The organism is Methylomonas sp. BG-2 (assembly GCF_057766305.1).
In genome coordinates, this window is record NZ_JBYMAP010000040.1 from 1 (window position 1) to 24,462 (window position 24,462).

At 53.0% G+C, this 24,462-nt stretch carries 20 protein-coding genes; 13 read left to right on the top strand and 7 right to left on the bottom strand.

All coding sequences use genetic code 11. The annotated features are described in order from the left end of the window. On the top strand, positions 1 to 230 hold a 230-nt coding region (locus tag AC3B8H_RS05770; RefSeq protein WP_488440664.1), incomplete at its 5' end, for a hypothetical protein. On the opposite strand, the gene AC3B8H_RS05775 is transcribed toward AC3B8H_RS05770, so the two are convergent. From AC3B8H_RS05775 to AC3B8H_RS05785, 3 genes are read right to left on the bottom strand one after another with little or no spacing between them, the layout of a single operon-like run. Continuing rightward, positions 190 to 3,390, bottom strand: a complete 3,201-nt coding sequence (locus tag AC3B8H_RS05775; protein ID WP_488440665.1) for an efflux RND transporter permease subunit — start codon at positions 3,388 to 3,390, stop codon at positions 190 to 192. The two genes, AC3B8H_RS05770 and AC3B8H_RS05775, sit on opposite strands and share 41 nt — an antisense overlap. Continuing rightward, positions 3,383 to 4,819 (bottom strand): efflux RND transporter periplasmic adaptor subunit, encoded by a 1,437-nt coding sequence (locus AC3B8H_RS05780; RefSeq protein ID WP_488440666.1) that lies wholly within the window; start codon positions 4,817 to 4,819, stop codon positions 3,383 to 3,385. Before AC3B8H_RS05780 ends, AC3B8H_RS05775 begins: the two co-directional genes overlap by 8 nt. Further along, positions 4,812 to 6,098, bottom strand: a complete 1,287-nt coding sequence (locus tag AC3B8H_RS05785) for a TolC family protein (protein WP_488440667.1) — start codon at positions 6,096 to 6,098, stop codon at positions 4,812 to 4,814. The genes AC3B8H_RS05780 and AC3B8H_RS05785 overlap by 8 nt, the downstream gene beginning before the upstream one ends. Positions 6,099 to 6,946: 848 nt before the next feature. Between AC3B8H_RS05785 and AC3B8H_RS05790 the strand changes: the two genes are divergently transcribed. From AC3B8H_RS05790 to cueR, 3 genes are all read left to right on the top strand, one after another. Then, positions 6,947 to 7,795 (top strand): class I SAM-dependent methyltransferase, encoded by an 849-nt coding sequence (locus AC3B8H_RS05790; RefSeq protein WP_488440668.1) that lies wholly within the window; start codon positions 6,947 to 6,949, stop codon positions 7,793 to 7,795. Between the two features lie 134 nt (positions 7,796 to 7,929). Continuing rightward, positions 7,930 to 10,143 (top strand): heavy metal translocating P-type ATPase, encoded by a 2,214-nt coding sequence (locus AC3B8H_RS05795; RefSeq protein ID WP_488440669.1) that lies wholly within the window; start codon positions 7,930 to 7,932, stop codon positions 10,141 to 10,143. Between the two features lie 69 nt (positions 10,144 to 10,212). Further along, a complete protein-coding gene (cueR, locus tag AC3B8H_RS05800; protein ID WP_488440670.1) occupies positions 10,213 to 10,614 on the top strand; it encodes a Cu(I)-responsive transcriptional regulator in 402 nt (133 codons plus the stop codon). 686 nt (positions 10,615 to 11,300) lie between these two features. On the opposite strand, the gene trfA is transcribed toward cueR, so the two are convergent. Both trfA and AC3B8H_RS05810 read right to left on the bottom strand, forming a co-directional pair. Then, positions 11,301 to 12,089, bottom strand: a complete 789-nt coding sequence (gene trfA / locus AC3B8H_RS05805; RefSeq protein WP_488440671.1) for a plasmid replication initiator TrfA — start codon at positions 12,087 to 12,089, stop codon at positions 11,301 to 11,303. 94 nt (positions 12,090 to 12,183) lie between these two features. Next, on the bottom strand, positions 12,184 to 12,648 hold the full coding sequence (locus AC3B8H_RS05810) for a hypothetical protein (protein WP_488440672.1): 465 nt from the start codon (positions 12,646 to 12,648) through the stop codon (positions 12,184 to 12,186). Positions 12,649 to 12,778: 130 nt separating this feature from the next. On the opposite strand from AC3B8H_RS05810, the gene mobH reads away from it, so the two are divergent. From mobH to AC3B8H_RS05830, 4 genes are all read left to right on the top strand, one after another. Then, complete coding sequence (mobH, locus tag AC3B8H_RS05815) at positions 12,779 to 15,184, top strand: MobH family relaxase (protein WP_488440673.1); 2,406 nt, start codon at positions 12,779 to 12,781, stop codon at positions 15,182 to 15,184. Next, positions 15,181 to 17,013: a conjugative transfer system coupling protein TraD gene (gene traD, locus AC3B8H_RS05820; protein WP_488440674.1), complete on the top strand. Its 1,833-nt coding sequence runs from the start codon at positions 15,181 to 15,183 to the stop codon at positions 17,011 to 17,013. The genes mobH and traD overlap by 4 nt, the downstream gene beginning before the upstream one ends. After that, positions 17,010 to 17,642, top strand: a complete 633-nt coding sequence (locus tag AC3B8H_RS05825) for an IncC plasmid conjugative DNA transfer DtrJ family protein (protein WP_488440675.1) — start codon at positions 17,010 to 17,012, stop codon at positions 17,640 to 17,642. The genes traD and AC3B8H_RS05825 overlap by 4 nt, the downstream gene beginning before the upstream one ends. A gap of 128 nt (positions 17,643 to 17,770) precedes the next feature. Continuing rightward, a complete protein-coding gene (locus AC3B8H_RS05830; protein ID WP_488440676.1) occupies positions 17,771 to 18,910 on the top strand; it encodes a hypothetical protein in 1,140 nt (379 codons plus the stop codon). 9 nt (positions 18,911 to 18,919) lie between these two features. On the opposite strand, the gene AC3B8H_RS05835 is transcribed toward AC3B8H_RS05830, so the two are convergent. Together AC3B8H_RS05835 and AC3B8H_RS05840 are read right to left on the bottom strand one after the other, a co-directional pair. Then, the gene (locus tag AC3B8H_RS05835) at positions 18,920 to 20,209 is read right to left on the bottom strand and encodes a Y-family DNA polymerase (protein WP_488440677.1); all 1,290 of its coding nucleotides are present in this window, start codon (positions 20,207 to 20,209) and stop codon (positions 18,920 to 18,922) included. 2 nt (positions 20,210 to 20,211) lie between these two features. Continuing rightward, positions 20,212 to 20,703: a LexA family protein gene (locus AC3B8H_RS05840; RefSeq protein WP_488440678.1), complete on the bottom strand. Its 492-nt coding sequence runs from the start codon at positions 20,701 to 20,703 to the stop codon at positions 20,212 to 20,214. A 99-nt stretch (positions 20,704 to 20,802) separates the two neighbouring features. On the opposite strand from AC3B8H_RS05840, the gene lexA reads away from it, so the two are divergent. The 5 genes from lexA to AC3B8H_RS05865 all read left to right on the top strand — a co-directional run bounded on the left by lexA (position 20,803) and on the right by AC3B8H_RS05865 (position 24,178). Further along, on the top strand, positions 20,803 to 21,429 hold the full coding sequence (gene lexA / locus AC3B8H_RS05845) for a transcriptional repressor LexA (RefSeq protein WP_488440679.1): 627 nt from the start codon (positions 20,803 to 20,805) through the stop codon (positions 21,427 to 21,429). A 9-nt stretch (positions 21,430 to 21,438) separates the two neighbouring features. Then, the gene (locus AC3B8H_RS05850; protein WP_488440680.1) at positions 21,439 to 22,845 is read left to right on the top strand and encodes an exonuclease domain-containing protein; all 1,407 of its coding nucleotides are present in this window, start codon (positions 21,439 to 21,441) and stop codon (positions 22,843 to 22,845) included. Next, positions 22,838 to 23,074 carry a TIGR02450 family Trp-rich protein gene (locus tag AC3B8H_RS05855; protein WP_488440681.1) on the top strand — a complete coding sequence of 79 codons (237 nt, stop codon included), beginning with the start codon at positions 22,838 to 22,840 and terminating at the stop codon, positions 23,072 to 23,074. The genes AC3B8H_RS05850 and AC3B8H_RS05855 overlap by 8 nt, the downstream gene beginning before the upstream one ends. Positions 23,075 to 23,095: 21 nt before the next feature. Beyond that, positions 23,096 to 23,761 carry an SOS response-associated peptidase gene (locus AC3B8H_RS05860; RefSeq protein WP_488440682.1) on the top strand — a complete coding sequence of 222 codons (666 nt, stop codon included), beginning with the start codon at positions 23,096 to 23,098 and terminating at the stop codon, positions 23,759 to 23,761. A gap of 108 nt (positions 23,762 to 23,869) precedes the next feature. Continuing rightward, a complete protein-coding gene (locus AC3B8H_RS05865; RefSeq protein WP_445368162.1) occupies positions 23,870 to 24,178 on the top strand; it encodes a hypothetical protein in 309 nt (102 codons plus the stop codon). Positions 24,179 to 24,462: the final 284 nt, after the last annotated feature.

A 24,462-nucleotide genomic window follows, 5' to 3' on the forward strand; every position in this document is an offset into this window, starting at 1 on the left:
AGGAAGTCGGCATCGCCGAGAACTACAAAATCAACCGAACCTATGCGTTCGCGCATCTCAAGTGCTGCTTGCCGCGCTGGTTGCTCGTCGCACTACCGACCGCTTGGCAGCTCTGTGCGACGCTGACCGAACTCGCCAGGAACGTCATCAAGTTTAAGCCCGGCGCTACAAAACCCAGGCCAAAGCACCTTAAGCCGCATCGCAAGCATGCTTATAAATCAACTTGTTGAGGCTTAAGTTGAGAGGATTGCCTCTCAGATACCGTTCCTGAAGTTGCAATACCAGACTGTAAATCACTGGAAACACCAAAAGACTTAAGATCAACACGGTAAGCATGCCGCCCAGCGCCGGCGCGGCGATGCGTTGGGTGACATCGGCACCGGTGCCGGTCGCCGTCATGATGGGGATCAAGCCGATGATGTTGGCCAATGAGGTAATCGCGACCGGCCGCACCCGTAACGCCGTGGCGGCTTCGCTGGCCGCCCGGATTTCCTCGCCGGTCAATGGTGCCTGCTTTTGCGCCCTGAGCTTTTCGATTTCAATGTCGATAAAACTCAACACCATCACCCCGGTTTCCGCCGCCGTACCTGCCAATGCGATCAGGCCGACATAGACGGTAATCGACAGGTTGTAGCCCAGCCAATAGACGAACCAGATACCACCGATCAGGCTGAAAGGAATCGCCAGCATCACGATGGTGGGTTCGGTGATGTTGCGAAAAGCGGTGTACAGCAGAATAAAAATCAGCAGCAAGGTAATGGGAATGACGATGCGAAGTCGTTCCGCCGCCCGCTGCATGTATTCGAATTGGCCCGACCAGGTCACGGTATAACCGGCTGGCAACGTAACTTTTTCGGCTAAGGTTTTCTTTGCCTGTTCGACGTAGCCGCCAATATCGGACGTTTTAAGATCGACGTAAATCCAGGCATTAGGCCGGGCATCCTCGGTTTTGATCACATCGGTACCACGTTTGAAATCGATGTCCGCCACCGCCGTCAACGGTATCTGACTACCGGTCGGCGTCGGAATCAACACCCGCCGCAAGGCTTCCGGGTTATCGCGCAGATCGCGCGGATAACGCAGATTGACGGGGTAACGTTCCAGACCTTCCACAGTCTCGGTGATATTCATGCCACCGATCGCGCTTTGAATCACGTCCTGCACATCGCCGACCGTCAGGCCGTAACGGGCGGCGGCTTCCCGGTTGATGGCAAAATCCAGGAAATAGCCGCCAACCGCCCGGTCGCCATAGGCCGACAATGTGTCCGGGATGCTTTTCATCGCCTGCTCGATTTGCAGCGACAGGGATTGCAGCACGTTTAAATCAGGACCGGAAACCTTGATACCAACCGGCGTCTTGATGCCGGTGGACAACATGTCGATGCGGGTTTTGATCGGCATGGTCCAGGCATTGGCCAAACCGGGAAAACGGATGGCCTTGTCCATGTCGTCCATCACCTGCCGCGTGGTCTTGTTCGGATTGGGCCATTGCTCGCGCGGTTTGAGCTGGATGGTGGTTTCCACCATCATCAACGGCGCCGAATCGGTGGCGGTTTCGGCCCGGCCGATCTTGCCGAACACATGATGCACTTCGGGAAAGGTCTTGATGATCTTGTCGGTTTGTTGCAATACTTCCTTGGCCTTGGTGATGGAGATGCCCGGAAAGGTAGTGGGCATATATAAAATATCGCCTTCATCCAGGGGTGGCATAAACTCACTACCCAGTTTGGATAAAGGATAAAACGTAGAGGCCATTAACAGCAGCGCCACGATGAGCGTGGCACCTCGCCAGCGCATCGCCACTTTTAAAACCGGCGAATGCATGGCATGCAAAATCCGATTAATCGGGTTTTTTTGCTCGGGAATGATCTTGCCGCTCACAAAATAGCCCATCAACACCGGCACCAACGTGATTGTCAAGATCGCGGCGGCGGCCATCGCATAGGTTTTGGTGTACGCCAATGGGCTGAATAGACGTCCTTCCTGCGCTTCCATGGTGATGATTGGCAAGAAGGAGACGGTAATCACCAGCAAGGACGAAAACAGTCCAGAACCTACCTCACGGGACGCATTGCCGATGGCTTCCCAGCGTTCCTGTGAAGTCAACTTGGCTTGTTTTTTCTCGGCCGCTTCGGCCAGGTGTTTATGGGCATTTTCCACCATCACCACGCCACCATCGACCATGTCGCCTATCGCCAGCGCGATACCGCCCAAGGACATGATGTTGGCGTTCATGCCTTGCCATTTCATCACGATAAAGGCCATCAGGATGCCTAGCGGCAGGGTGATGACAATCACCAGGGACGAACGCAAATGCAGCAAAAACAAGGCGACCAAGGCGCAGACGATGATCAGCTCCTGGCTTAATGCCTCTTTCAAGGTGTCTACAGCCCGTTCGATCAAACTGCCTCGGTCGTAGACCGGGACAATTTCCACGCCTTCCGGCAGGCCTTTTTTCAGCTCATCCAGTTTTGCCCGCACGTCCTCAATGGTTGCCAGGGCGTTTTCACCGAAGCGCATGATCACCACGCCCCCAGCCACCTCGCCTTCGCCATTCAGCTCGGTTACGCCACGCCGTAATTCAGGGCCAATCTGAATATGAGCCACATCCTGCAACCGAATCGGCGTACCGTTGGCATCAACACCCACCGGTATGGTATTCAGATCGGCGATGGATTTGATATAGCCCAAGCCTCTGACCATGTATTCGGTTTCGCCCACTTCCAACAAACGCCCGCCGACATCGTTGTTGGAACGCTTGATCGCCATCATCACCGTGGATAAGGCAATGTCGTAGGCTTGCAGGGCGTTGGGATCGACTTCCACCTGATATTGCTTGACGAAGCCGCCGACCGACGCCACTTCGGACACGCCGGGCACGGTCTGCAACGGATAGCGCAGATACCAGTCCTGTATCGAGCGCAACTGGGCTAGATCGTGCTTGCCGGTCTTGTCCACCAGGGCATATTCGTAAACCCAACCGACGCCGGTAGCATCCGGCCCCAAGGTCGGCGTGACGCCTTGCGGCAAGCGATTCTTTACATAATTGAGGTATTCCAGCACCCGCGACCGGGCCCAATACATATCCGTGCCGTCTTCGAAGATCACATAGACGAACGATAGGCCAAAGAACGAATAACCGCGTACCACCTTGGCATGCGGCACGGCCAGCATCGCCGTGGTCAAGGGATAGGTCACCTGGTTTTCGACCACTTGTGGGGACTGGTCGGCATAGTCGGTGAAGATGATCACCTGCACGTCGGACAGGTCCGGAATCGCGTCCAGCGGCATGTTCTTGAACGACCAAATCCCGCCGATGGCCAGAATGATCGCCCCCAGCAGCACCATGAAGCGGTCTTTCAACACGCTATTGATGATGAAATCAGTCATGTTTATGCACTCCCTGCTCGACCTGCAAACGAGTCGGTTCCGATGCCGGCGTCGCCGAAGGCTCCAGCATTTTCGACGTGGCTTCGTTCAATTTCGATTCGGAATCGATCAAAAATTGCGCCGAGGTCACCACTTCCTCGCCGGCATCTAGGCCCTGGAGAATCGAAACATCGCCGTCGGATGCCAAACCGACTGTCACGGCACGCGGTTCGAACTTGCCGGGTTCCCGCACCACGAAAACCTGGGTATGGGCGCCGGACCGAACCACCGCTTCCGAAGGAATCACGATGGCGTCCACCTGTTTACCGGCCAATATAGTCACTTCGGCAAACATGTCTGGCTTTAACAATAAGTCGGCATTATCGAATGCCAGACGCACCTTGATGGTTCGGGTCTTGGCTTCGGCATAAGGATAAACAAAGGCCAAGTGGCCTTTGAATGTTCGGCCAGGCACTCCAGCCAAGCGCATTTCTACCGGATCGCCTTCTTTCACCCACGGCAGTTCGTACTCGTATATTTCGGCGTATACCCAGACTTTGGACAGGTCGGCGATCATGTACAGCTCGGTTTCCGGCGTGACGTATTGGCCTTCGCGAGCGCCGATGTTGATGACGATGCCGTCCGCCGGCGTATGAATATGCAGGCTTTTTTTGATGGAGCGGCTGTCGGTCAGTTCATGTAATTGATGCTCGGGCACATCCAATAACTTCAAGCGTTCGCGGGAGCTTTTCACCAACTCTTCCGCGCCGCGCCTAATGTCTTCGATGGGACTCTTTTCCAGGACTTTTAGGTTATTGATGGCCAGCACGTATTCCTGTTGACTGGCGACCAACTGCGGCGAATAGATGCTTAACAGTTCTTGATTTTTTCTGACGGGTTCACCGGTCTTGTCCGCACGCAAGGTTTCAATCCAGCCTTCGGTTTTGGGGTGCAGGCGGACGATACGCTCTTCATCGTAGGCCACCCGGCCCACTGCGCGGACCACATGCGACAGCAAGGTTTTCTTGGCAAATGCGGTACGCACGCCGATGTTTTGTACCGTCGCCGCGTCGATTTTTACCTCACCCGCCGACGCATCGATTTTCTCATTCGCTTGCGCATACACGGGCAGATAATCCATCCCCATATTGTCTTTGGCGGGCACGGGCGACGTGACCGAAGGATTCATCGGATTGCGGTAAAACAGGACTTTGGGTTGTATAGGCGTACTGTCGTCGGCATAAACCGGCTCGTAATCCATGCCCATGGCATCCTTGGCGGGCACCGGGGACGTGGCCGAGGGATTCATGGGGCTGCGATAAAACAGCGGTTTCCTGACCTCGGTCGGTTGCACCGCCGGTTCCGGTTTGGCTGGCTGTGCCAACCAATAGCCGCCGGCCAGGCCTATTCCCAGCGTTACCGTGGTGGTTAATAACAGTTGCTTATTCATAAATGTCGTCCTCACCCACATTCGCGCACAGCTGTGCCAAGGCTTGTTGGGCTTCGGTGAAGGCTTTCCAGTATTGGGTTTCGTATTCGAACAAGGTGATCTGGCTACGCACCAGATTCAAAAAATCGACCTTGTTGACCTGATAGCCAGCCAGCATCGAGGCAACGGTCTGCCGAGCTTGCGGAATGATACCGGTATCGAACAACACGAATTGCTGCTTGGCCCGCTGGTAATCGCTGTGGCTTTGGGTAATTTCCGCGCGAACTGCATTCCATCGGTCTTGCAGCGCATAACGCTGCTGCATCAGTTCGCTGGTCCGCTGATCAACGGCCTTGGCCTGTTTGCCGGCGGCAAAAATCGGCACGTTCATGCTGATGCCCAAACTCAGCAAATCCGAGCGCCGGCTGCCGTCGGGCATGTTGTTACGGGCGCCGTATGCCGCTTCAACGTTGAAGTCCGGTAGAAAATCTTTTTGCGCCAGTTCCAGTTTCGATTGCGCGGCATTGATGCCTTGGCGATCGCTTTCAAGCATTGGTCTGGAGCCTTCCGCTTGTTGATAGAGACGGTCTTCCTGTCTAATTTCCGGCAGCTGTATTGAAATTGTGGCGGGCAATTGCACGAGGTTGTTAGCGGGTTGATCCAACAGCGCGTTGAGTTTGGCGACGGTATTGCGCCGCATCCCCTCAAGATTGATCTTCTGATCCAGCAGTTTGGAAAGTTCCAGTTGGGCCAGCAATACGTCCTGCTGCAAACCTTCGCCTACTTCATATTTGCTGCGGGCGATGTCGACGAACTGGTGCAACAATTTATGATTGTTATCGACAATCTCCAACGTCCGGTCCAGATAAAAAACCTGCCACCATAAAGTTTTGACATCGCTGAGCAAACGCAATCGAAGCTCGTCGGCATTCAGCGTCGCGGCTTCTGCTTCATATAGCGCCGCCTGCTCGCGTAGCGCCAGTTTGCCGGGAAAGGGTATGCCCTGGGAGAGGCCGAAACCGATCTGGGTCATGTCTTCTGGCCGAGTGCTGAAACTATCGGTCGGCAGACTCATCGCATTGAAGGTGATTTGCGGGTCGGGCAGGCTGCCTTCCTGCGAAGGAATCGCGGCCATCGCCTTGGCACGGGCCAGGGTTTGCGCCAGGTCGGGATTGTCCTGAACGACTTTTTGGGTGGCTGCCTCAAGCGTCAATGGCGCTTGCCCGTCTGCGGCGGCCAGCCGGCAGGCAATAAACAGCGCCGCCAGCAGCAGACGCCTGAATCGAAAAAAGCATGGCATGATAATCCTCGTAAACTCGTGGTAACGACATCGAACAAAGTCAGCCGGATTTCGGCCGTTGTCGCACGTCATCAGCATGGGCGGTGGTTTCGTATCACGAAATACCGCCGTTAAACGGTTTAGAGGCTAAGAATCGGCGGCTTTATGTCGGGGGGAACAAGAAACGAGGCAGAATTAGGCTTTCCCCTATAGCCATAACTATTGGAAACCTGAATCGGGATAAACCTAAAAGACGATGTGATGGCACAATCGACGCAAACATGAAGGCTACAACTGGCCAAGTGGGGTTTGGCCGAGGTTGATTTGCAATGATCGGCCTGCGTGGATGCCAAGTTCCCTTCATCGTCCAAACTGTTGGCAGCGACAACCATCCGCGCAACCGATAACTCACTGACCAGTACAGAATAATGAGCAAACGCAACCATCACCGGCATGATAGCCATGAATATTATTAGAACTATGGTTATGCGCTGGCTGATCATATTATTGAATTTAACTATTGTTCTAATGGTAGCCACTTTTAAAAAAAATACAATCTTTTACTTTTACCAATTTGCGAAATATTATCCGGCTACACTATGCCAGCAGCTTGTCGGTCGTAGCTATGATTTTGGCGATCGCTGACCGTCAAAAAATGCCGAATCTTAGAATCCACTCGATAGTCTACTTTGAAGATTTTAGCCAATCCGGTTCAGTAGCCGTTTAAAGCTATTTACTCGTTTTCCATTTGATCAGCCTTCGCCGATTATCGCGAACCTCCAAATTCGCTTGACCTTCCAATTATGTAAACCTTTAGATTCATGTCTCCGGATAGTCTCTGATGTGAGGTGGCTATCCATGATTAAAATTTGAAAAAATTTCAGGAGCTTGAAATGGAATCGCACGCACTAGCCAACCAGAAAGCCGCGTCCGCCTATAACGCCGCGGCCGAACTATTCGATCATCCCGCCAACACGTTTTGGAACCGTTTCGGCCAAGACACCATTGAGCGACTGGATTTAAGAGAAGGCGACAAAGTGTTGGATGTATGTTCCGGAACCGGTGCTTCAGCTTTGCCGGCGGCGCGTAAGGTTGGCTTAGATGGCCGAGTGGTGGCTGTCGATTTGGCGGAAAAATTATTGGCCAGGGCGGTAGAAAAAGCCAAAGCTGATGGTCTTGAGAACATGGAGTTTCGGGTCGACGATATGCTCGCGTTAGCGTATCCCGATGGTTATTTCGATGCCGTCGTTTGCGTGTTTGGCATATTTTTCGTGCCTGATATGGCTGCAGCGGTCAGGGAATTATGGCGGCAAGTCCGACCTGGCGGGCGGCTGGCGATTACGACTTGGGGGCCTGATCTATTTGAGCCAGCCAACACCTCGTTTTGGCAAGCCATACGCGATGAACGCCCCGATCTGCATAAAGACTTCAACCCGTGGGATCGCATTTCCACACCGGACGGGCTTTTGGCGATGTTGGCCGAAGCCGGTTTAACCGATGCGAACGTTTTCGCTGAAGACGCGACTCATAGTCTGTCCGACCCCGAGGATTGGTGGACCTTGGCGATGGGTAGCGGCTATCGGGGCACCTTGGATCAGCTCAATGAGGAACAGCTCAGGAGGGTAAAACAAAGCAATCTCCATCACTTGGCCAGTCAATCGGTTACCGAAATTTCAGCCAACGTGCTTTATGCCGTTGTTGAGAAACCACTTATTTGAAGACTTGCCTCGTCTCCAGTATCGATTTTTTTCAATAAGTGCCAGTATCCAAAAAAGCGAAAAAAACTGTTGACCTTCCCATCGTGGTAAGCCGAACACTTTGATCACAGTCAATTACATCAGGAGACTTGATCATGAAAACTTTAAATTCCCACAAGTTGGCGGACCATTCGGTTTACTTGTCGATAGAAGGCATGACCTGCGCGTCCTGCGCCGGGCGTGTCGAAAAAGCACTTAACAATGTTCCCGGCGTAGAGCAAGCCAGGGTAAATTTAGCCACCGAAAGTGCCGTTGTCCACAGCGACGGCTCGGTAGTTTCCGACGCACTGATAAGCGCGGTTGCGGCCACGGGTTACCGTGCTTATCTCAAGCAGGATCGGCCGGTAAACAAACCAAGGTCGCGAGACGGACTGAAGGTGGTGATGGCGGCGTTATTGTCGCTGCCATTACTGGCGCCGATGCTACTGGAGCCTTTCGGTATCTATATTGCACTACCGGCCTGGTTGCAATTGAGTTTAGCAACACCGGTCCAGTTTGGATTGGGGGCGCGTTTTTACCGGGCAGGTTGGACAGCGCTGAAAGCCGGTGCCGGCAATATGGATTTGCTGGTGGCCCTGGGTACCAGCGCAGCGTACGGCTTGAGCGTTTACCAATTGATGGGCTCGATTGGCGGCATGGTGCCGCATCTGTATTTTGAGGCATCGGCGGTGGTGATCAGCTTGGTGTTGACCGGCAAATGGTTCGAGGCGTGGGCGAAACGGCAAACGGTTTCAGCGATTACGGCGCTGCAAGCCTTACAGCCGCAAGTCGCGCGGGTCAAACGCAACCATCGAGAGTTGGACATTGCAATTGACAGCGTCAAGGTCGGCGATCTGGTCGTGGTCCGCCCCGGCGAACGTATCGCGGTCGACGGCACCATCGCCGATGGCCGCAGCCATATCGACGAATCGATGGTTACCGGCGAAAGCATGCCTATCGCCAAACAGCCCGGCGATAAGGTGACCGGCGGCGCCATCAATGGCGAAGGCTTGTTGCTGGTGCATACCGATGCGGTCGGCGCGGAGACTTCCTTGGCAAAAATGATTCGCTTGATAGAGGACGCGCAATTGGCGAAAGCACCGATTCAGCATTTGGTGGATAAGGTCAGTGCATTGTTCGTGCCGGCGGTACTAGCGATTGCCTTGATGACTTGGCTGGGTTGGTGGTTGCAGGGTGCCGCCATGGAAACCGCTATTATCAATGCCGTGTCGGTTTTGGTGATTGCCTGTCCGTGTGCATTGGGCTTGGCAACGCCCGCTGCGCTGATGGCCGGCACTGGCATTGCTGCCCGCCACGGCATCCTGATCAAAAACCCGGAAGTGCTGGAAGTTGCCCATCGCATTACCACGGTCATCTTCGACAAAACCGGAACCTTGACCCAAGGGAAAGCTTACCTGGTCGAAGCCGCGCCCTTCGGTATCGACCGCAAACGCTTGTTGCAACTGGCTGCTGCGCTGCAAACCGGCAGCGAGCACCCTTTGGCAAAGCCAGTGCTTGAAGCTGCCAATGAGTTACAGATCGAAACTATGCCGGCAGATGCCGTCACGGCTTTGCCTGGACGCGGGCTATCCGGGCGAGTGGATAATTTCGATTTGCGTTTGGGCAATAGCCGCTTGATGTCTGAATTGGGCATTGATCTAGGTGAGCTGGCGGAACGTGCCCAGGCCTTGGAGCTTGCCGGCAATACAGTGTCCTGGCTGGCAATGGCCGCGCCGCAAAAACACTTGCTTGGCATGATGGCCTTTGGCGACCGACTCAAATCGTCTGCTTATCCCGCCGTCAAACAATTACGGGCATTGAATATCCAAACCGTATTGTTGAGCGGTGATAATCGCGGTAGCGTCAAGGCAGTCGGCCAGGCTTTAGGCATTAGTGACATTATCGCCGAGGTATTGCCGGCGGATAAGGCCTATCAAGTGGAATTGCTGAAACAGCAAAACCAGCATGTGGCAATGGTCGGCGACGGCATCAACGACGCGCCGGCGCTGGCGGCCGCCGACGTCGGCATTGCCATGGCGACCGGCACCGATATCGCGATGCAGTCTGCCGGCATTACGCTGATGCACGGCGACCCTATGCTGGTAGGTGCTGCACTCGATATTGCACAGCGAACCTATCGCAAAATCCAGCAAAATTTGTTTTGGGCGTTTAGTTACAACCTCGCGGCCATTCCATTGGCGGCATTGGGTTTGCTCAATCCGCAACTGGCCGGAGCGGCGATGGCCTTCAGTTCGCTGAGCGTGATTGGCAACGCCTTATTGCTGAGGACTTGGAAACCTGCCGGCTTCTTGCAGGTCATCAGACATTAACCAAACCTGCTGGCGGGCGGCGAACTTGCCGCCCGTAGCTTTCTGTCCATCCATGTTGGAGAGTGATTGATGAATATCAGCCAAGCTTCGAAAATGACCGGCGTATCCGCTAAAATGATTCGTCACTACGAAAGTGTCGGATTGATCAAAAAAAGCGTGCGCACCGTATCGGGCTACCGGACCTATAACGACACCGATTTGCAGGTGTTGCGGATGATCAAACGAGCGCGGGGTCTGGGATTTTCCCTGGAGCAAATCCGCGATCTGGTCTCGCTGTGGCAAGACCCGGCACGGGCCAGCGCCGACGTCAAAGCGCTGGCCCAATCCCATGTCGACGATTTAAACCGACGCATCGACGAATTGACCGAGATGCGCGACATTCTGGCCCGGTTGGCGCAAAACTGTAGCGGGGACAATAAACCGGATTGCCCGATCATCGAGACCTTGGTGCTCGGACAGCAGCTGGTTTAAAGCTATTCAATCTCGCGGATATGGTTATGTCCGGGAGTGCAATCGGGTAATTCACGTTCAACAGAGTGAATAAATAGGTGTTCCAAATTAAGTATCGCAAAGCAATTGATCGGACATCGCAAACTCTACACATGCCATCACAGCGAAACAATTAACGGTCTCTTATGGCTGTTTGGTTTAAGTCGCCAATGGCTGCTTTGCGGACCTCCAGTGCGCGGATTCTTGATTTGGCCGACTGGCCGGTTTGGAGAATCGCGACAGGCAGGAATGGGTCGCCACAAGACGACCAAGCGCGTTCCGAATAAGCCTAGTGACAATCACCTCACTAGCATTCGTTTCAAAATCGAAATCCTGGCCATCACCAGTCCCTATATATAGATTAAATAAAGATTATATATAGATTAGCACCCTCGATTTTCAGCTTGAAAGAATCGCTGCAGACCACGAATAGCAAGGCCTGCGGCGATTTCACAAATTGCCCGAAGCGTCGGTCTAATGCCGTGTCAAACGTCGGCCTAATGCCGTGCTTTTTGTCGGTCTAATGCCGTGCCCGTCGGTCTAATGCCGTTACCTTGTCGGCCGAATGCCGTGCCTCCGTCGGTCTAATGCCGTATCCGCGTCGGCCTAATGCCGTATTGAGAGGCTTCTGCCAACCCAAAATAGCGTCGGTCTAATGCCGTGCTTTTTTAGTTCTGCTGGTCGCCGAGAAAACGCTGTTGGCTGGGCGTCGGCTGGCGTTTGATCCTCACGATATCATCGGCGAATTCAAAGCTAGCCAGAGTGCCGATGTTCACCAAGGCCTCTAACGCTTTACCCAACCGATATTTGAAATCGCGCAGGGTTTTCGAGCCGCTGCCGCTCAGTCGGTGAATGGTGGCAATTTTCATCGGAAACGGAGCGGCATGGGACGACAGGAAACCGTGTAACCATAATGCCAAGGGTTGCTTTCGTAATTTCTGCCGCTGTTCGAATTCGATGTAGGTGTAGCCCTCTTCGAACAGGCGCAGCATCGACTCAGTCAACTCCACCACATAGCGCTGCGTCCGTTCATCACGGTAATAACGCAAGAAACCTTTTTCACCGAAGGCATCCCTGCCGTGAAAGGTGATTTCGACAAAGGCGCCGCCTAAGCGGGCCATCGATTCTTTCAACCATTCATGCTGGCTTTTACCGCTACCGCGCCCCAATGCCGTCAATAGGGCATGGGCGCTGAAGGTCACACTAAATCCCGGTAATTGTTGCCGGGACAAGTGCACTATCTGCATCCAGACATCGAGATCGGATTGATTGAGCTGTATGCCGAGGTAGCGCACCTCTATACCATCGACCGCAGCCAGCAAAGTGCGTTTTTTGTAGGCAATACGTTCCTTTCCCTGGATGCCGGCGAACAATGCGCTCCGCAAACAGGCATTCGGCGTACCGCGAATTGCCGATGGCCAGTTGGGCAAAGACGTCAAGGGTTCGACGACCTGCAATTTGGCTTTTTTCCGCTCCGTGAGAGACTGAAAACGTTCGGTGAGATTGTCCAGGGAATGGTGGTTTGTGGTATTTCTGTCCATGACGGCGGCCTCACTTCTTCAAGCTGGCAGGATTGCAGCCATGGCTCAGCACGTTGTGTGGGATAGTCATGGTTTTGACTAGTGCCTGCTCCTGCGGAGTCATATCGAGTTGGTGATGGCAATATTTTCGCCAGGCGCGTTCGATGACCTGTGCATCGTCATCCGGGCTATCTGGGATGTGGGACGTGCTGACATTAAGGACATGGCCCGCTGCGTCGTCACTTGCCAAGTAAACGCCAAGCGGCTGATCGACCTGCCTGACAACGTGTTCAAGCGATGCAGACCGTAATACCGAACCGCCCAATCCTCCTGTCTGCCAAGCATTATCCAGGCGCCAGGGTTGTTCGGGTTGAACCGGCACAATCGATTCGATAACGGTCTCGCTCACGGCGGCATCAGGCCGATTTAGCGAAGTACATGCCGTACCGCACACTGCGGACACAAGACAGTGGATTACGAGCAATTTGGGTTTCATGAGAGCTCCAGAGAAATTAAAGGGAGCTCGTTACACTAAACACTCTTTTGCGAGGCCTGCTTGCAGCTGACGTCGAATTCGTCGTCAGCTGCAAGCGACGATTGAAAAATTCCCGGCAAGATGCGGCGTTATGGAAAATACGCCTTCGACTTTGCTTGCCCGCATCCGCCAACACCTGTTCGGCATCGAGCCAGCGCCTGTCGGTCCGGTTGCGACAACGATGGATGAGGACGTGCCGCGTTATCCGCCATTCATGAAGGGTCTGCCGGCTGCGCCTGTGGAACGCATACTGTCAGGTCAAACGGAGTTGATTGCGGCCATCGAACAGGCGCTGGCCATGCCGGATAGTCTGTATCAAACGATAGCCGCGCCGGTCATCCGTCGCTATGCCGCCTACAGCCACTTGTTGCCGGCGTCAGAGTCGCATCACCATCGCGGCGCCGGCGGTTTATTTCGGCATGGCCTAGAAGTCGCCCATTGGGCGACTTTGGCTTCCCAAGGCAGTTTGTTTGCCACGTCAGCATCACCCAAGGAACGAAAAGCCCAAGAATTACGCTGGCGTCTGGCGGTCTGTTTTGCCGGGCTGTTGCATGACATCGGCAAACCGGTCGCCGATATCGCCGTGGTCGACGCACAGGGGCAACATACCTGGAACCCTTGCGATGAAAATATCACTGACTGGGCTGTGCGACATGAGATCGACCGGTACTTTCTGCGCTGGCGAGACAACCGCCATAAACGCCATGAACAGTTTTCGGCCTTGGTGATCGAGCGCGTCCTGACACGCGAAGCCCGCACATTCATTCTGGAGTCCGGCCCCGACATCATGCAGGCCATGCTGGAAACCATTAACGGTTTGGACCGCGGCTCCAAAGTCTACGCACTGATGATCACCGCCGACTGCAAAAGCGTAGAACGGGATTTAAAAGCGCACTACCAAAACATCGATTCGGCCTTGGGCATGCCGGTGGAAAAGTACCTGTTCGACGCCATGCGCCGCTTGGTCAAGTCCGGACAGTGGGCCGTCAACGAAAAAGGCGCTCGACTATGGCGTTTTGAGGATGGCGTTCATATCGTCTGGCGGGCCGGTGCGCAAGACATCGTCACATTGCTGGCCAAAGACAAAGTGCCCGGCATTCCGCGCGACGAAGACACCTTGGCGGACATCCTGATCGAACGCGGCTTGGCAATCCCTAAGTCCTGGCCGGATGGTCGGCAATATCGTTATTGGCAAATGCAGCCTGCGGATTTGGACAATCCGCTGTACCTGTTGCGCCTGAAATCCGCAGAACTGATTTTCAGCGGCGAGCCGCCGCTCGTGGTTGCAGCGCGCGAAATCAACGAGCCAGATGCAACCATCGTAAAAGCCGAGCCCGTTACCAATCAGGCACCACAAATCAACAAACCGGCAAAAGCCAAGAACGTCGCGGTTATGAAGCAACCTCAACGCGCAGATAATCCGGTGTCAGTTGTGCCAGAAGTAAGCCCACCAGAACCGGCACATGACCCAAGTGCCCTACCCGACCCTCTGCTCACCGAATCGGCACCAGGCATTTTGAATTCCTTACCATCAGATCCCGATCGAGTGACGTCGCAATCCACATCAACCGATGGCGCCCCTGCGTTGTGTCAGACCGAGCATCCGAACAACACAACGCCAGCCAAACCGACCCACACAGAAAAATCTGATTCAGTGGCAAAACCCAATCTCGCCTCGATGGATATGAAAAGCATCTCAAATCCGGTTGACAGCGCCCAGTGCTGGTTGGAAAACCACGGTGATGCCGGCCAATGGTTAATGGATGTCGCCTCAATGCTCAATCAAGGCCAATGGCAGTTAGGCAGCGATCTATTGGAAGTCCAGGACAAATACTTGCTCCCGTTTCCGGCGACGGCTGAAAAACTCGCCGTCGAGCCGCCCCAGTTCATCAAAATCCTGGAGGACAAAGGTTGGCTGGTGACCGACGTCCTGTCGCCAATGCGCAAGGTACAAACCATCCAATCGGTCCGCGGCGTCCTGCTGGCATTGGAACCGAGTTTGGCTTTGAAGGCATTATTGAAATTCCAAGGCGAAGCCACGCTTACAGCGTCAGCAGTGCAATCTCCAACCAGCAATACTGACAACAAGACCAGAGATCCAGTTAAGTCTTCTCAGTCTCAAGACGCGGCGCCTCTGGAGCCTAGGCCTGTCCAGCCCAAATCAAAAGCGACCGGCAAGCAAAAATCAATCAGCGGCAAGGCATCAAACAGTTCGGTCAATTCCGAGCCTGATAAGGCAAGTGATACCCTAACAACCCCACCGGCAAAAGCCGGAACGATCGACTTGCTGATCACGCATGTGCGGCAACAAAACATTCCGCCCGATGAATCATCGCCAGACGGTAACTGGCACACAGTGTCCAATACCGCGCTGGAACAATTTCTGTCGCAACATTCGACGATCAAGCGCACTCGCCTGATGCTCGATATCGCCAACCATCCGGATTGCCGCTCGGTCAGTGCCACGGAAGGCATTCAGGTTCGGTTACGCCCATGAAATCTGATTACGACTATCAGTTTCCCTGGCGCCCGATATTCGAGGTGTATGCCATCTCAGGTTGGTTGGGTGGTGCCGGATTGGCGTATTTCACCAGTCGATGGTCGGGCTTGCCGCGCGAACCTTTCGATTGGTTGATGACGGCGAGTGGAGTCATGGCGTGTTGGCGGCTGTCGCCGGCCTTGAGTCTTTGGTACCGAAAACGCCGGTTGCGTCAGTTTCGATTCCAATACCTGGATGCCCACAAGCTTGTGACCCTGGTGAATCGCAACCCCGAGGCCTTGTGGTTCGGTTGGGGATTTGATTGGGTACAAAAGCATGCGCAATTGGCCTATGAGATTTTGAAACGCGATGTCTCGACCTTGATACCCAGCGATCATCAACGCATGGGTTCGGCTTGGATACACGGCCTGGAAGTGTCCGAAAATGACATTCGCCAGCCTTTACAGCATACCGCCGGCCATACGCTGCTGGTCGGCACCACCGGTGCCGGTAAAACCCGTGCCTTTGATGTACTGGTGACGCAAGCTGTGTTGCGTGGTGAGGCGGTGATCATCATCGATCCCAAGGGCGACAAGGATTTGATGGTCTGCGCCAAACGCGCCTGCGCCTTGGCCAAGCGCCCGGATCGTTTCGTGTATTTCCACCCGGCGTTTCCGGAAGACAGCGTGCGACTCGACCCCTTGCACAATTTCAACCGGCCTTCGGAAATCGCCAGCCGCATCAGCGCCATTTCACCCAGCGAAAGCAGTAACGACCCGTTCAAGGCCTTTGGCCAAAAATCGCTGGACAATGTCATCCAGGGCTTGATGGTGATCGAGGAACGACCAACCTTGGTCAAACTGCGCCGTTACCTGGAAGGCGGTCCTTCGACGTTGGTGATTCAAGCTTTGGAACGCTATTTCGACAACAACCTGGGCCATTGGCGACAAGAGGCACGGCCTTACCTGAAAAACGCCAAGGAGATTGATTCCAAAGCCGTGGGTCTGGTGCGATTTTACCGAGAGGTCGTGCAGTACCAATTGCCCAATTTGGATTTGGAAGGCCTGCTGTCCTTGTTCGAACACGACCGGGCGCACTTCAGCAAGATGGTCGCCTCCTTGATTCCGATCATGAACATGCTGACATCGGGTTCCTTGGGGCCTTTGCTGTCACCCAATCCGCATGACGTGGATGACTTGCGTCCCATCACCAATACCGGCCACATCATCGAAAAAGCCCAGGTCGCTTACATCGGGCTGGACTCGTTATCGGATGGCATGGTGGGCAGTGCCATTGGCTCGATTTTGTTGGCTGACTTGGCCGCCGTCGCCGGCGATCGCTACAACTACGGCGTATCAGACCGACCAGTGAATGTGTTTGTCGATGAAGCCGCCGAAGTCATCAACGATCCCTTCATTCAGGTATTGAACAAAGGCCGCGGCGCCAAGATTCGGCTGTTCATTGCCACGCAGACCTTCGCCGATTTTGCCGCCCGTACCGGTTCTCAGGACAAAGCCCGCCAGGTACTGGGTAACGTCAACAACCTGATCGCGCTCAGGATCATGGACAGCGAAACGCAGCAGTACATCACCGACAATCTGCCGAAGACGCGATTGAAATACATCATGCGCACCCAAGGCGTGGCGACTAGCGCGACCAATCCCACGGTGTTCTCCGGCAATGTCGGTGAACGCCTGATGGAAGAAGAAGGCGATTTGTTTGCGCCGCAATTGTTGGGTCAACTGCCGGACTTGCATTACATCGCCAAGTTATCCGGCGGCCGCATAGTCAAAGGCCGTTTGCCGATTCTGCGGTCGGCACAAGATCGCCAAGGTGCGAACTCATGACGCGCAATCTGCTGTTCAGCCTGATGCTTTGGCTACTGGAAGTGATCCTGGTAGCCAGTTTTGTTTCCGACCGATGGACGCGCGAATTGCAGCGCGCCGAAGATCGAATGATGATTGGCTACTTTGGCACCGCTAAAGAATCGCAGATCAGCAAAACCGCGCAGCACTGGTTCGATCGTCTGTTTGTCACCACCGGCATCCGCGACAGCGTGTTTCGTTATTTCATCCCGACCGAACGAGAACGCCAGATGTCCAAAGGTTTCGAGGATGTCGGACGCAACGATTTATTTCCCTTTATCGAAAGCCGGCTCAACGTGCTGTGGGACACGATCTTTCAAATGATCAAGCGCCTGACCACAGCGTGCATCTGGTTGCCGTACCTGGGAGCCGCCTTGCTGCCGTTTGTCGTCGACGGACTGGTGCGGCGCAAAATCAGCCAGACCAACTTTGATTACCCCAGTCCCATGACGCATCGCTACAGTCTTTATTTGATTCTTGGGGCGTTGTATCTGCTGCTGGTCAGTTTGACACTGCCGTTTCCGATTCCACCGCAAGCCGTGCCGGTGGGCGTTTTTGTCGTGGCTTACGCCGTCAACGTGTTGTTGGCCAATACGCAAAAGCGGGTGTAGGTGTGCCATGAATGTCATCTGTTTTCTGCACGGCATGATCCACACACATCCGGCGCACAACCCCAGGCTCAGGCAAAACCCCAAATTTGTTTTACCCCTCAACCTCAACACAACCCAGGAGCATTATCATGTTAAACCGTTCTATTAACGACACCGCTACGTCGGATCCTTTCGTTGAATTCATTACGTTAACCGCTAAGAAAGTCGCCATGAACCCAACGTCGTCGGAGCTCGATTCACTTTTTCGAGCGTTTATTGAATCCTGTATTGCAAATGGCCAGGACGATATTTTGGTAAGCGCTTTACGACAATCGGAAGGTTTGCACGTATTTTCGATATTAAATGAGCGTATTGTTTCGCTCGCCGAACGCATTCGGGTGAGATTGCCGTCTATGCCGAATGCAGAGTCGATCGTATTCGCCATCCCGATTGTCATCGAGCCCCATCCTGGAAAGGCTTTACCTAAGCGTATTGAAGACCCTGAACGCATTAGACAATTGCTTCAAAGCCATAGGCTGATCAACGATAGACAAGCCCTCGCCATTCACGACGAATTATTCAGCCTTGAAGACATCAACTGGTTACCTAGCCAAATTCGCCAGATCAACCAGCAGTTGATCGAGCAAGCCGAAGGCGAAATTTCAACATCGGAATCACGCCGTTCTTTTGTTATGAAGCCCTCGGAGAGTCCGGAGGGGGACCTCATTTTGCGCTTCCTGGTGGGTGTGGTGATTAGCGATCAGGCATTAACGCCTCTTTTTTGTGAACAGCCCCAATCGGATGAAGTTGGCGGATTTGCCGAAGAATGGTCAGAGGCCTTTAAAGAGGAGATGGATGAACAAACTGGTCACAATGTCTGGGAGATTGAAAAACCCAATCCGCTGAGTATTGCCGCCTCGCGCGGGATTCATTTACTCAATGAGCTTGATATCTTCTATAAGCTAAATATGAAAGCTCAAGATTATCCCGTGTCAAAAGTCCTGCTCAGTAAACACGGTGTCGATGACATACCCACGGAAATACGGGCGGCTTTTTTTGATCGTGAAAAAGAACTGTCAACCATTTACGTTTGGCCGCTCTTGACAACCGATGACGCTAAGTCAGTATTCGAAGACATCAACGGGCTACTGACCAATCTCAATATTCCTCACGTGATTGACAACAATCTTCTTCCTGCCATCGAATTCACGGGGAATTTCCATCACTATTGTGAATCGATGTCCAGACAATTGGAACCGGAGGAGCCTCAAACGTTCTTTATATGCTGAGTCATACCGTTAGCGAACGATGACCAATTCTCGCCAATCAGTGGTGTAGCGTTGTGAAATGCGTTCGGCTTTGGGTTTCCAACTGTTATCGAAGCCCGATGACGCGATCGTAACCGCTTTGGGGAATCGTCGATTGATGGTGTCCAGGGTTTGCATGAGAATGGCGTTATCGGGCGGCGTACCCTCGCAGCTAAAATCGAAGAGATCGAACTGCGAGGGCGATGCGGCAGGTCGAATCGCGCTCAGTTGGACACCGCATTTTTGATAGCCAAATCCGGGTTTGTAGATGGCTTTCAAGCTATTCAATGCTATCCGTATGATGGCTCGAGTATCTTGGGTGGCGGCATCCAACTTAACGGTTGCCGATCGCTGGTACTGGGGATCTTGAACCGCAAAGGGATTGGTTCGAATAAACACACTGACGCAACCAGTCACTGACTGTTGTCGGCGTAGTTTTTCCGCCGCTCGGGTACAGTATGCTGACAGGGCTCGGCTTATCTCCTCCAGCTCTGTTAGTTTGCGACTGAACGACCGTGAACAGACGATTTGTTGCTTGTCCGCTGCCACGTCTTCCAAATCGAGGCAGGCCGTACCGTTCAGTTCCATCACCGTACGGGCGACCACGACGTTGAATTGTGCCTGGATGGTTTTAGGCGACTGGTTGGCCAGGTCCCAGACGGTTTGAATACCCAACTGATTTAGTCGCTTCGTGGTTTGCCGGCCAATCCCCCAGACTTCATCGACGGGAACGATTTTCATCAGCTTTTGCCGACGGACGGGGTCGGTAAGGTCGAGGACACCGCCGGTTTGTTTCCATTTCTTGGCGGCGAAGTTGGCCAGCTTGGCCAGGGTCTTGGTCGGTCCCATGCCGACACACACCGGAATACCGGTTTGCCGAGCAATCGCCTTGCGAATACGTTGGCCATAGGCCATGGGATCTTGATAACAAGGATACACGCCGGTTAAATCCAAAAACGCCTCATCAATGGAATACACTTCCATGCGCGGCGTAAATTCTTCCAGCAAACTCATCACCCGTGCTGACATGTCCGCGTACAAGGTATAGTTCGACGAAAACAGTTGGATTTGATGCTGATTGACCAAATGCTGCACCTGAAATAAAGGCACACCCATTTTGATGCCTAAATCTTTAACCTGCTGGCTACGCGCCACTACACAACCGTCGTTATTGCTGAGCACCATGACCGGTTTGTCATTGAGGTCCGGTCGGAACACCCGCTCGCAACTCACGTAAAAATTGTTACAGTCAACAAGACCGATACGTGCTTGTTCGGGCATGCTTACACCGGATGAATCACATTGGTGACGGTACCCCAAAACACAGTTTCCAGGTCCTCGGTCAAGGGAATATCCGGATACGCCGGGTTTTCGGCTTTCAATCGCCATTGACCGTCAGTAACCATCAGACGCTTCACCGTCAACTCGCCGTTGACTGCACAAATTACGATCTTATCGGGCATCGGCTCCTTGGAACGGTCGACCACCAGAATATCGTTGGGATGGATGCCGGCACCCAGCATGGAATCGCCTTGGGCGCGCACAAAAAAAGTGGCCGCCGGTTTTTGAATCAGTAATTCCTCGAGATCCAAAGTCTTTTCCACATAATCATCGGCCGGCGATGGGAAGCCCGCGGCCACTTTACTGATGAACAGCGGCAGTCGTCGGTTTTTGTCCGGCTTGGCAAGATGAAACCAAGCCAATCCATCCCGAATTGAGGGTAACGGTTGTGCGGGGTTGAGGATCGAAAATGGCAATGATTCGGTCATGGGCATCACGGTGAATGACAAACTATTGATGACATAAGACTACCATCGAATTCGCAAACGTTCTATGATTGTTCTCAATGTAGTTAGACCGTATTGATTTGCCGCATGAGTGCCTTAACCCGAAAACAACAGGCCATTTTGGATTTCTTGCTCGATAACCAGGCACAGTTTCCACGGCCGCCCTCGTTGAATGAACTGTGTCAGGCACTCGGCTTGAAGTCGCGGGGCTCGTTACATTTGACACTGAGCGGATTGATCGACGCCGGTTTTGTCGAAACCATGGGGCTCAAACATCGAGGGGTTCGCTTGACGGAAAAGGCTTTGGCCTTGCGTGAATCAGGCCAACAGCTATCCCACGCTTTGCCTTTGCTGGGCATCATTGCCGCCGGTAAACCGATTGAGGCCATTGAGCATACCGAATGGATTAATGTCCCCAATCAAATTCGCAGCGAAAAATCCTGTTATGTGCTCAAAGTTAAGGGGGATTCCATGATCGAAGCCGGCATACAGGATGGCGATTGGGTGGTCATCGAACAACGCAGTCACGCCTGCAATGGCGAAATTGTGGTCGCGCTGATCGACAATCAGGAGGCTACCTTGAAAGTCATCGAGCAGACAGCGGATGAGGTGTTATTGAGTCCCGCCAATTCCAGCATGGAAGCCATGCGTTTCCATCCGTCGCAAGTCAGCATTCAAGGCATACTGGTCGGCCAGATGCGCAGTTACCGTTAGGACATAAACATGCAACCGTTAGCCTTTGTCGACCTGGAAACCACCGGCGGCTCTGCCACGAAAGACCGTATTACCGAGATCGGCATTGTCCTGGTGGATGACGATGGCGTGCGGGAATGGAGCCAACTGGTGCATCCGCAAATGCGTATTCCGTTGTTCATCGAGCAAATGACCGGCATCAGCAACGCCATGGTCGAAAACGCACCCAGCTTTGAACAGGTGGCCAAGGACGTGGATGCCTTATTGCAAGGACGATTGTTCATCGCCCATAACGCTCGCTTTGATTACGGCTTCCTGAAAAATGAATTCAAGCGGGTTGGTATGCTGTTTAAACCGCAAGTACTGTGCACCGTGAAGTTGTCGCGGGCGCTGTATCCACTGTATAACCGGCATAATCTCGACAGCCTGATCGAACGCCATCAACTGACCGCCAAGGAACGTCACCGCGCTCTAGCAGATGCCCAATTGATTCATCAGTTCTGGCAGCATGTTCATCAGCAGTTTTCCGCGGACGCCATCGAAGCCACGGTCAAGAGTCTGGTGCAGCGTTCCAGTCTGCCGTCACAACTGGATCCGAATCTGGTCCATGAATTGCCCGAAGGCCCGGGTGTTTATCTGTTTTATGGTGAAAACGACTTGCCGCTGTATATTGGCAAAAGCGTCAATATCCGCCAGCGGGTGCTTTCGCATTTCGCCGCCGACCATCGCCACGCCAAGGAGATGAGCTTGTCGCAACAGACCAAGCGCATCGACTGGATCGAAACCGGCGGTGAACTGGGCGCATTATTGACTGAAGCCAAGCTGATCAAACAGATGACACCGGTACATAACCAACGGCTACGGCGCAAAAATGCGCTGTGTGCTTGGCAACTGGAGCAAAAGCAGGAGCAACTGTTGCCGCGTCTGACCTGGGCCAACGATCTAGATTTTGGCACGCAGGATAATTTATATGGCTTGTACGGTAATAAACGGGATGCCGAAAAAGCACTTCGCAGTTTGGCTGAACAACATCAGCTATGCCTGGGCGTGCTCGGTCTTGAAAAGATTGGCAGCGGCAAACCGTGCTTTGCACACCAACTTAAACGCTGTCGGGGTGCCTGCGTCGGCAAGGAGTCCGGCTTGGAACATGCCACGCGGTTAATGACCGCTATGAGCAAACTCAAACTGAGCGGTTGGCCTTACCCCGGTGCCATCGGCATTCGCGAGGAAGACGATTTGCACGTGATCGATCACTGGTGTTATCTCGGCACGGCGCGCAGTGATGACGAAGTCCACGCATTGCTGGAGCAAGGCAGACCGGCATTTGATCGCGATACCTACATGACCTTGGTCAAGGCGTTAAAGAAAACTCAGGTAGTACATTTACGCTCGAGGCCACCCCATGAAACCCTCCGCAGGAGACATTCCGATGGCTGAATCAACTGCACGTCGTTTGAACCCTAAAAAATTGCTGTTGAGTAAATGGACCGCCGCACTGCCGAAAAACAAGGAAAAGCATTTTCTGGTCACCCAACTGATCAAGCCCGAATGGCCGGATGCGCCTATCGAACACATCGAGCTGGAAGCGATCTATTCGCGCCGCAGCTTTATCCTGCCTTGGCGAGATCTGACCGATACTGGGGAATGGTTACAAGGTTGGCAATAAGCCAGATCGGGATAGAAAGTCATGTGCGGACGATTTCAGCTAACTGCCTCACCTGAAGAGATTGCCGAGCATTTCCAATTGTCTCGCTTGCCAAAATACCAGCCCAGCTACAACATCACCCCGGCGCGGAAAATTCTATGCATTGTCGGACTGGAAGACAAATCGCTGAAAGCGGTCAATTTATTCTGGGGCTTGGTGCCTTCCTGGTCCAAAGACACCAAAAACAGCCATCACCTGATCAATGCGCGTGCCGAAACGATTCGCGAAAAACCATCCTTCCGGGCCGCATTTCAAAAACGGCGCTGCCTGATCGTCGCACAAAGTTTTTATGAATGGCAGAAATTGGATTCGGGCAAGCAGGCTTTCCGTATTCATCGTCAAGACAATCAGTTATTTGCCTTTGCCGGTTTATGGGAACAGTGGCAACACGAAGTCGAAACGCTGTATTCCTGCACGATCATTACCACGGCAGCCAATGAGCTAATGCAACCCATTCATGAGCGCATGCCAGTGATCATGCCGGAAGGGTGTTATCACGACTGGCTCAACATAACCTCCAATACAGATGACGCCTATGACTTACTTGAAAACTCAGCTTACGCCAATATGGCTACAACGCCGGTCGGCGATTGGGTGAATAATCCTAAACATGACGATGTTCGATGTATTGAGCCAAAAGTGAAATAGAAAATCATGAGCCACTTTTTGAGATATGGCAGATTTTGCTCTAACAGAGACTATGCTTCTATCGCTTCAATGCAGAATGAAATGACAATTTAATCCGAGGAGCAGTCCGTGACGAAAAGGGTAATTTTCTGTTTGCTAATAATCCTGGCCGAATCCGCCACAGCAGCGATTGGGGGCGGTGACAACATCGATTTCGCACCACTCCCCAATGAGTTTTGCAATGACGATGCTCGACAAAAACATAAAAACCTTTTGAGTCAATACCCCAAAGACGAAGAAATCATCAAACTCAATGCCTATTTCATTGGGCTTTGCCAATTGGCGGCCGATGGAAACTTATCAGAGCATGACGCCAGCATTTTTTGGTCAGAACAGCGTGATAAATTACTTCAAGAACGGCGAGCAGTAAAAAATTGAAACGGGTTTGTTGATATTACTTTGAATGATCAGAATCGACGCTATCGACCCGTTGTGATCTATCGCCTAAACTGATTCACTGACCGCAATTTGCTGTTTACCAGTCATATCCACTTGTCTCTGATGTTACACATAAAGGTAAATAGTATGCTGGTCAATAAATTATCGTCTAGAAAATTATTATTCAGTAGATATGCGGGCACTATTTAACCCATTATTAGGTGTCACGTTAATTTGATAAGTTTTAGCAGGAGAGGTATCTCATGTTCAAGATAGTACGTCAA

Bases quoted from the DNA above. Each gene is read 5' to 3' on its own strand.
- AC3B8H_RS05775 (WP_488440665.1), bottom strand. From the start codon at position 3,390: ATGACTGATTTCATCATCAATAGCGTGTTGAAAGACCGCTTCATGGTG.
- AC3B8H_RS05780 (WP_488440666.1), bottom strand. From the start codon at position 4,819: ATGAATAAGCAACTGTTATTAACCACCACGGTAACGCTGGGAATAGGC.
- AC3B8H_RS05785 (WP_488440667.1), bottom strand. From the start codon at position 6,098: ATGCCATGCTTTTTTCGATTCAGGCGTCTGCTGCTGGCGGCGCTGTTT.
- AC3B8H_RS05795 (WP_488440669.1), top strand. From the start codon at position 7,930: ATGAAAACTTTAAATTCCCACAAGTTGGCGGACCATTCGGTTTACTTG.
- cueR (WP_488440670.1), top strand. From the start codon at position 10,213: ATGAATATCAGCCAAGCTTCGAAAATGACCGGCGTATCCGCTAAAATG.
- AC3B8H_RS05810 (WP_488440672.1), bottom strand. From the start codon at position 12,648: ATGAAACCCAAATTGCTCGTAATCCACTGTCTTGTGTCCGCAGTGTGC.
- mobH (WP_488440673.1), top strand. From the start codon at position 12,779: ATGGAAAATACGCCTTCGACTTTGCTTGCCCGCATCCGCCAACACCTG.
- traD (WP_488440674.1), top strand. From the start codon at position 15,181: ATGAAATCTGATTACGACTATCAGTTTCCCTGGCGCCCGATATTCGAG.
- AC3B8H_RS05825 (WP_488440675.1), top strand. From the start codon at position 17,010: ATGACGCGCAATCTGCTGTTCAGCCTGATGCTTTGGCTACTGGAAGTG.
- AC3B8H_RS05830 (WP_488440676.1), top strand. From the start codon at position 17,771: ATGTTAAACCGTTCTATTAACGACACCGCTACGTCGGATCCTTTCGTT.
- AC3B8H_RS05835 (WP_488440677.1), bottom strand. From the start codon at position 20,209: ATGCCCGAACAAGCACGTATCGGTCTTGTTGACTGTAACAATTTTTAC.
- AC3B8H_RS05840 (WP_488440678.1), bottom strand. From the start codon at position 20,703: ATGCCCATGACCGAATCATTGCCATTTTCGATCCTCAACCCCGCACAA.
- lexA (WP_488440679.1), top strand. From the start codon at position 20,803: ATGAGTGCCTTAACCCGAAAACAACAGGCCATTTTGGATTTCTTGCTC.
- AC3B8H_RS05850 (WP_488440680.1), top strand. From the start codon at position 21,439: ATGCAACCGTTAGCCTTTGTCGACCTGGAAACCACCGGCGGCTCTGCC.
- AC3B8H_RS05855 (WP_488440681.1), top strand. From the start codon at position 22,838: ATGGCTGAATCAACTGCACGTCGTTTGAACCCTAAAAAATTGCTGTTG.
- AC3B8H_RS05860 (WP_488440682.1), top strand. From the start codon at position 23,096: ATGTGCGGACGATTTCAGCTAACTGCCTCACCTGAAGAGATTGCCGAG.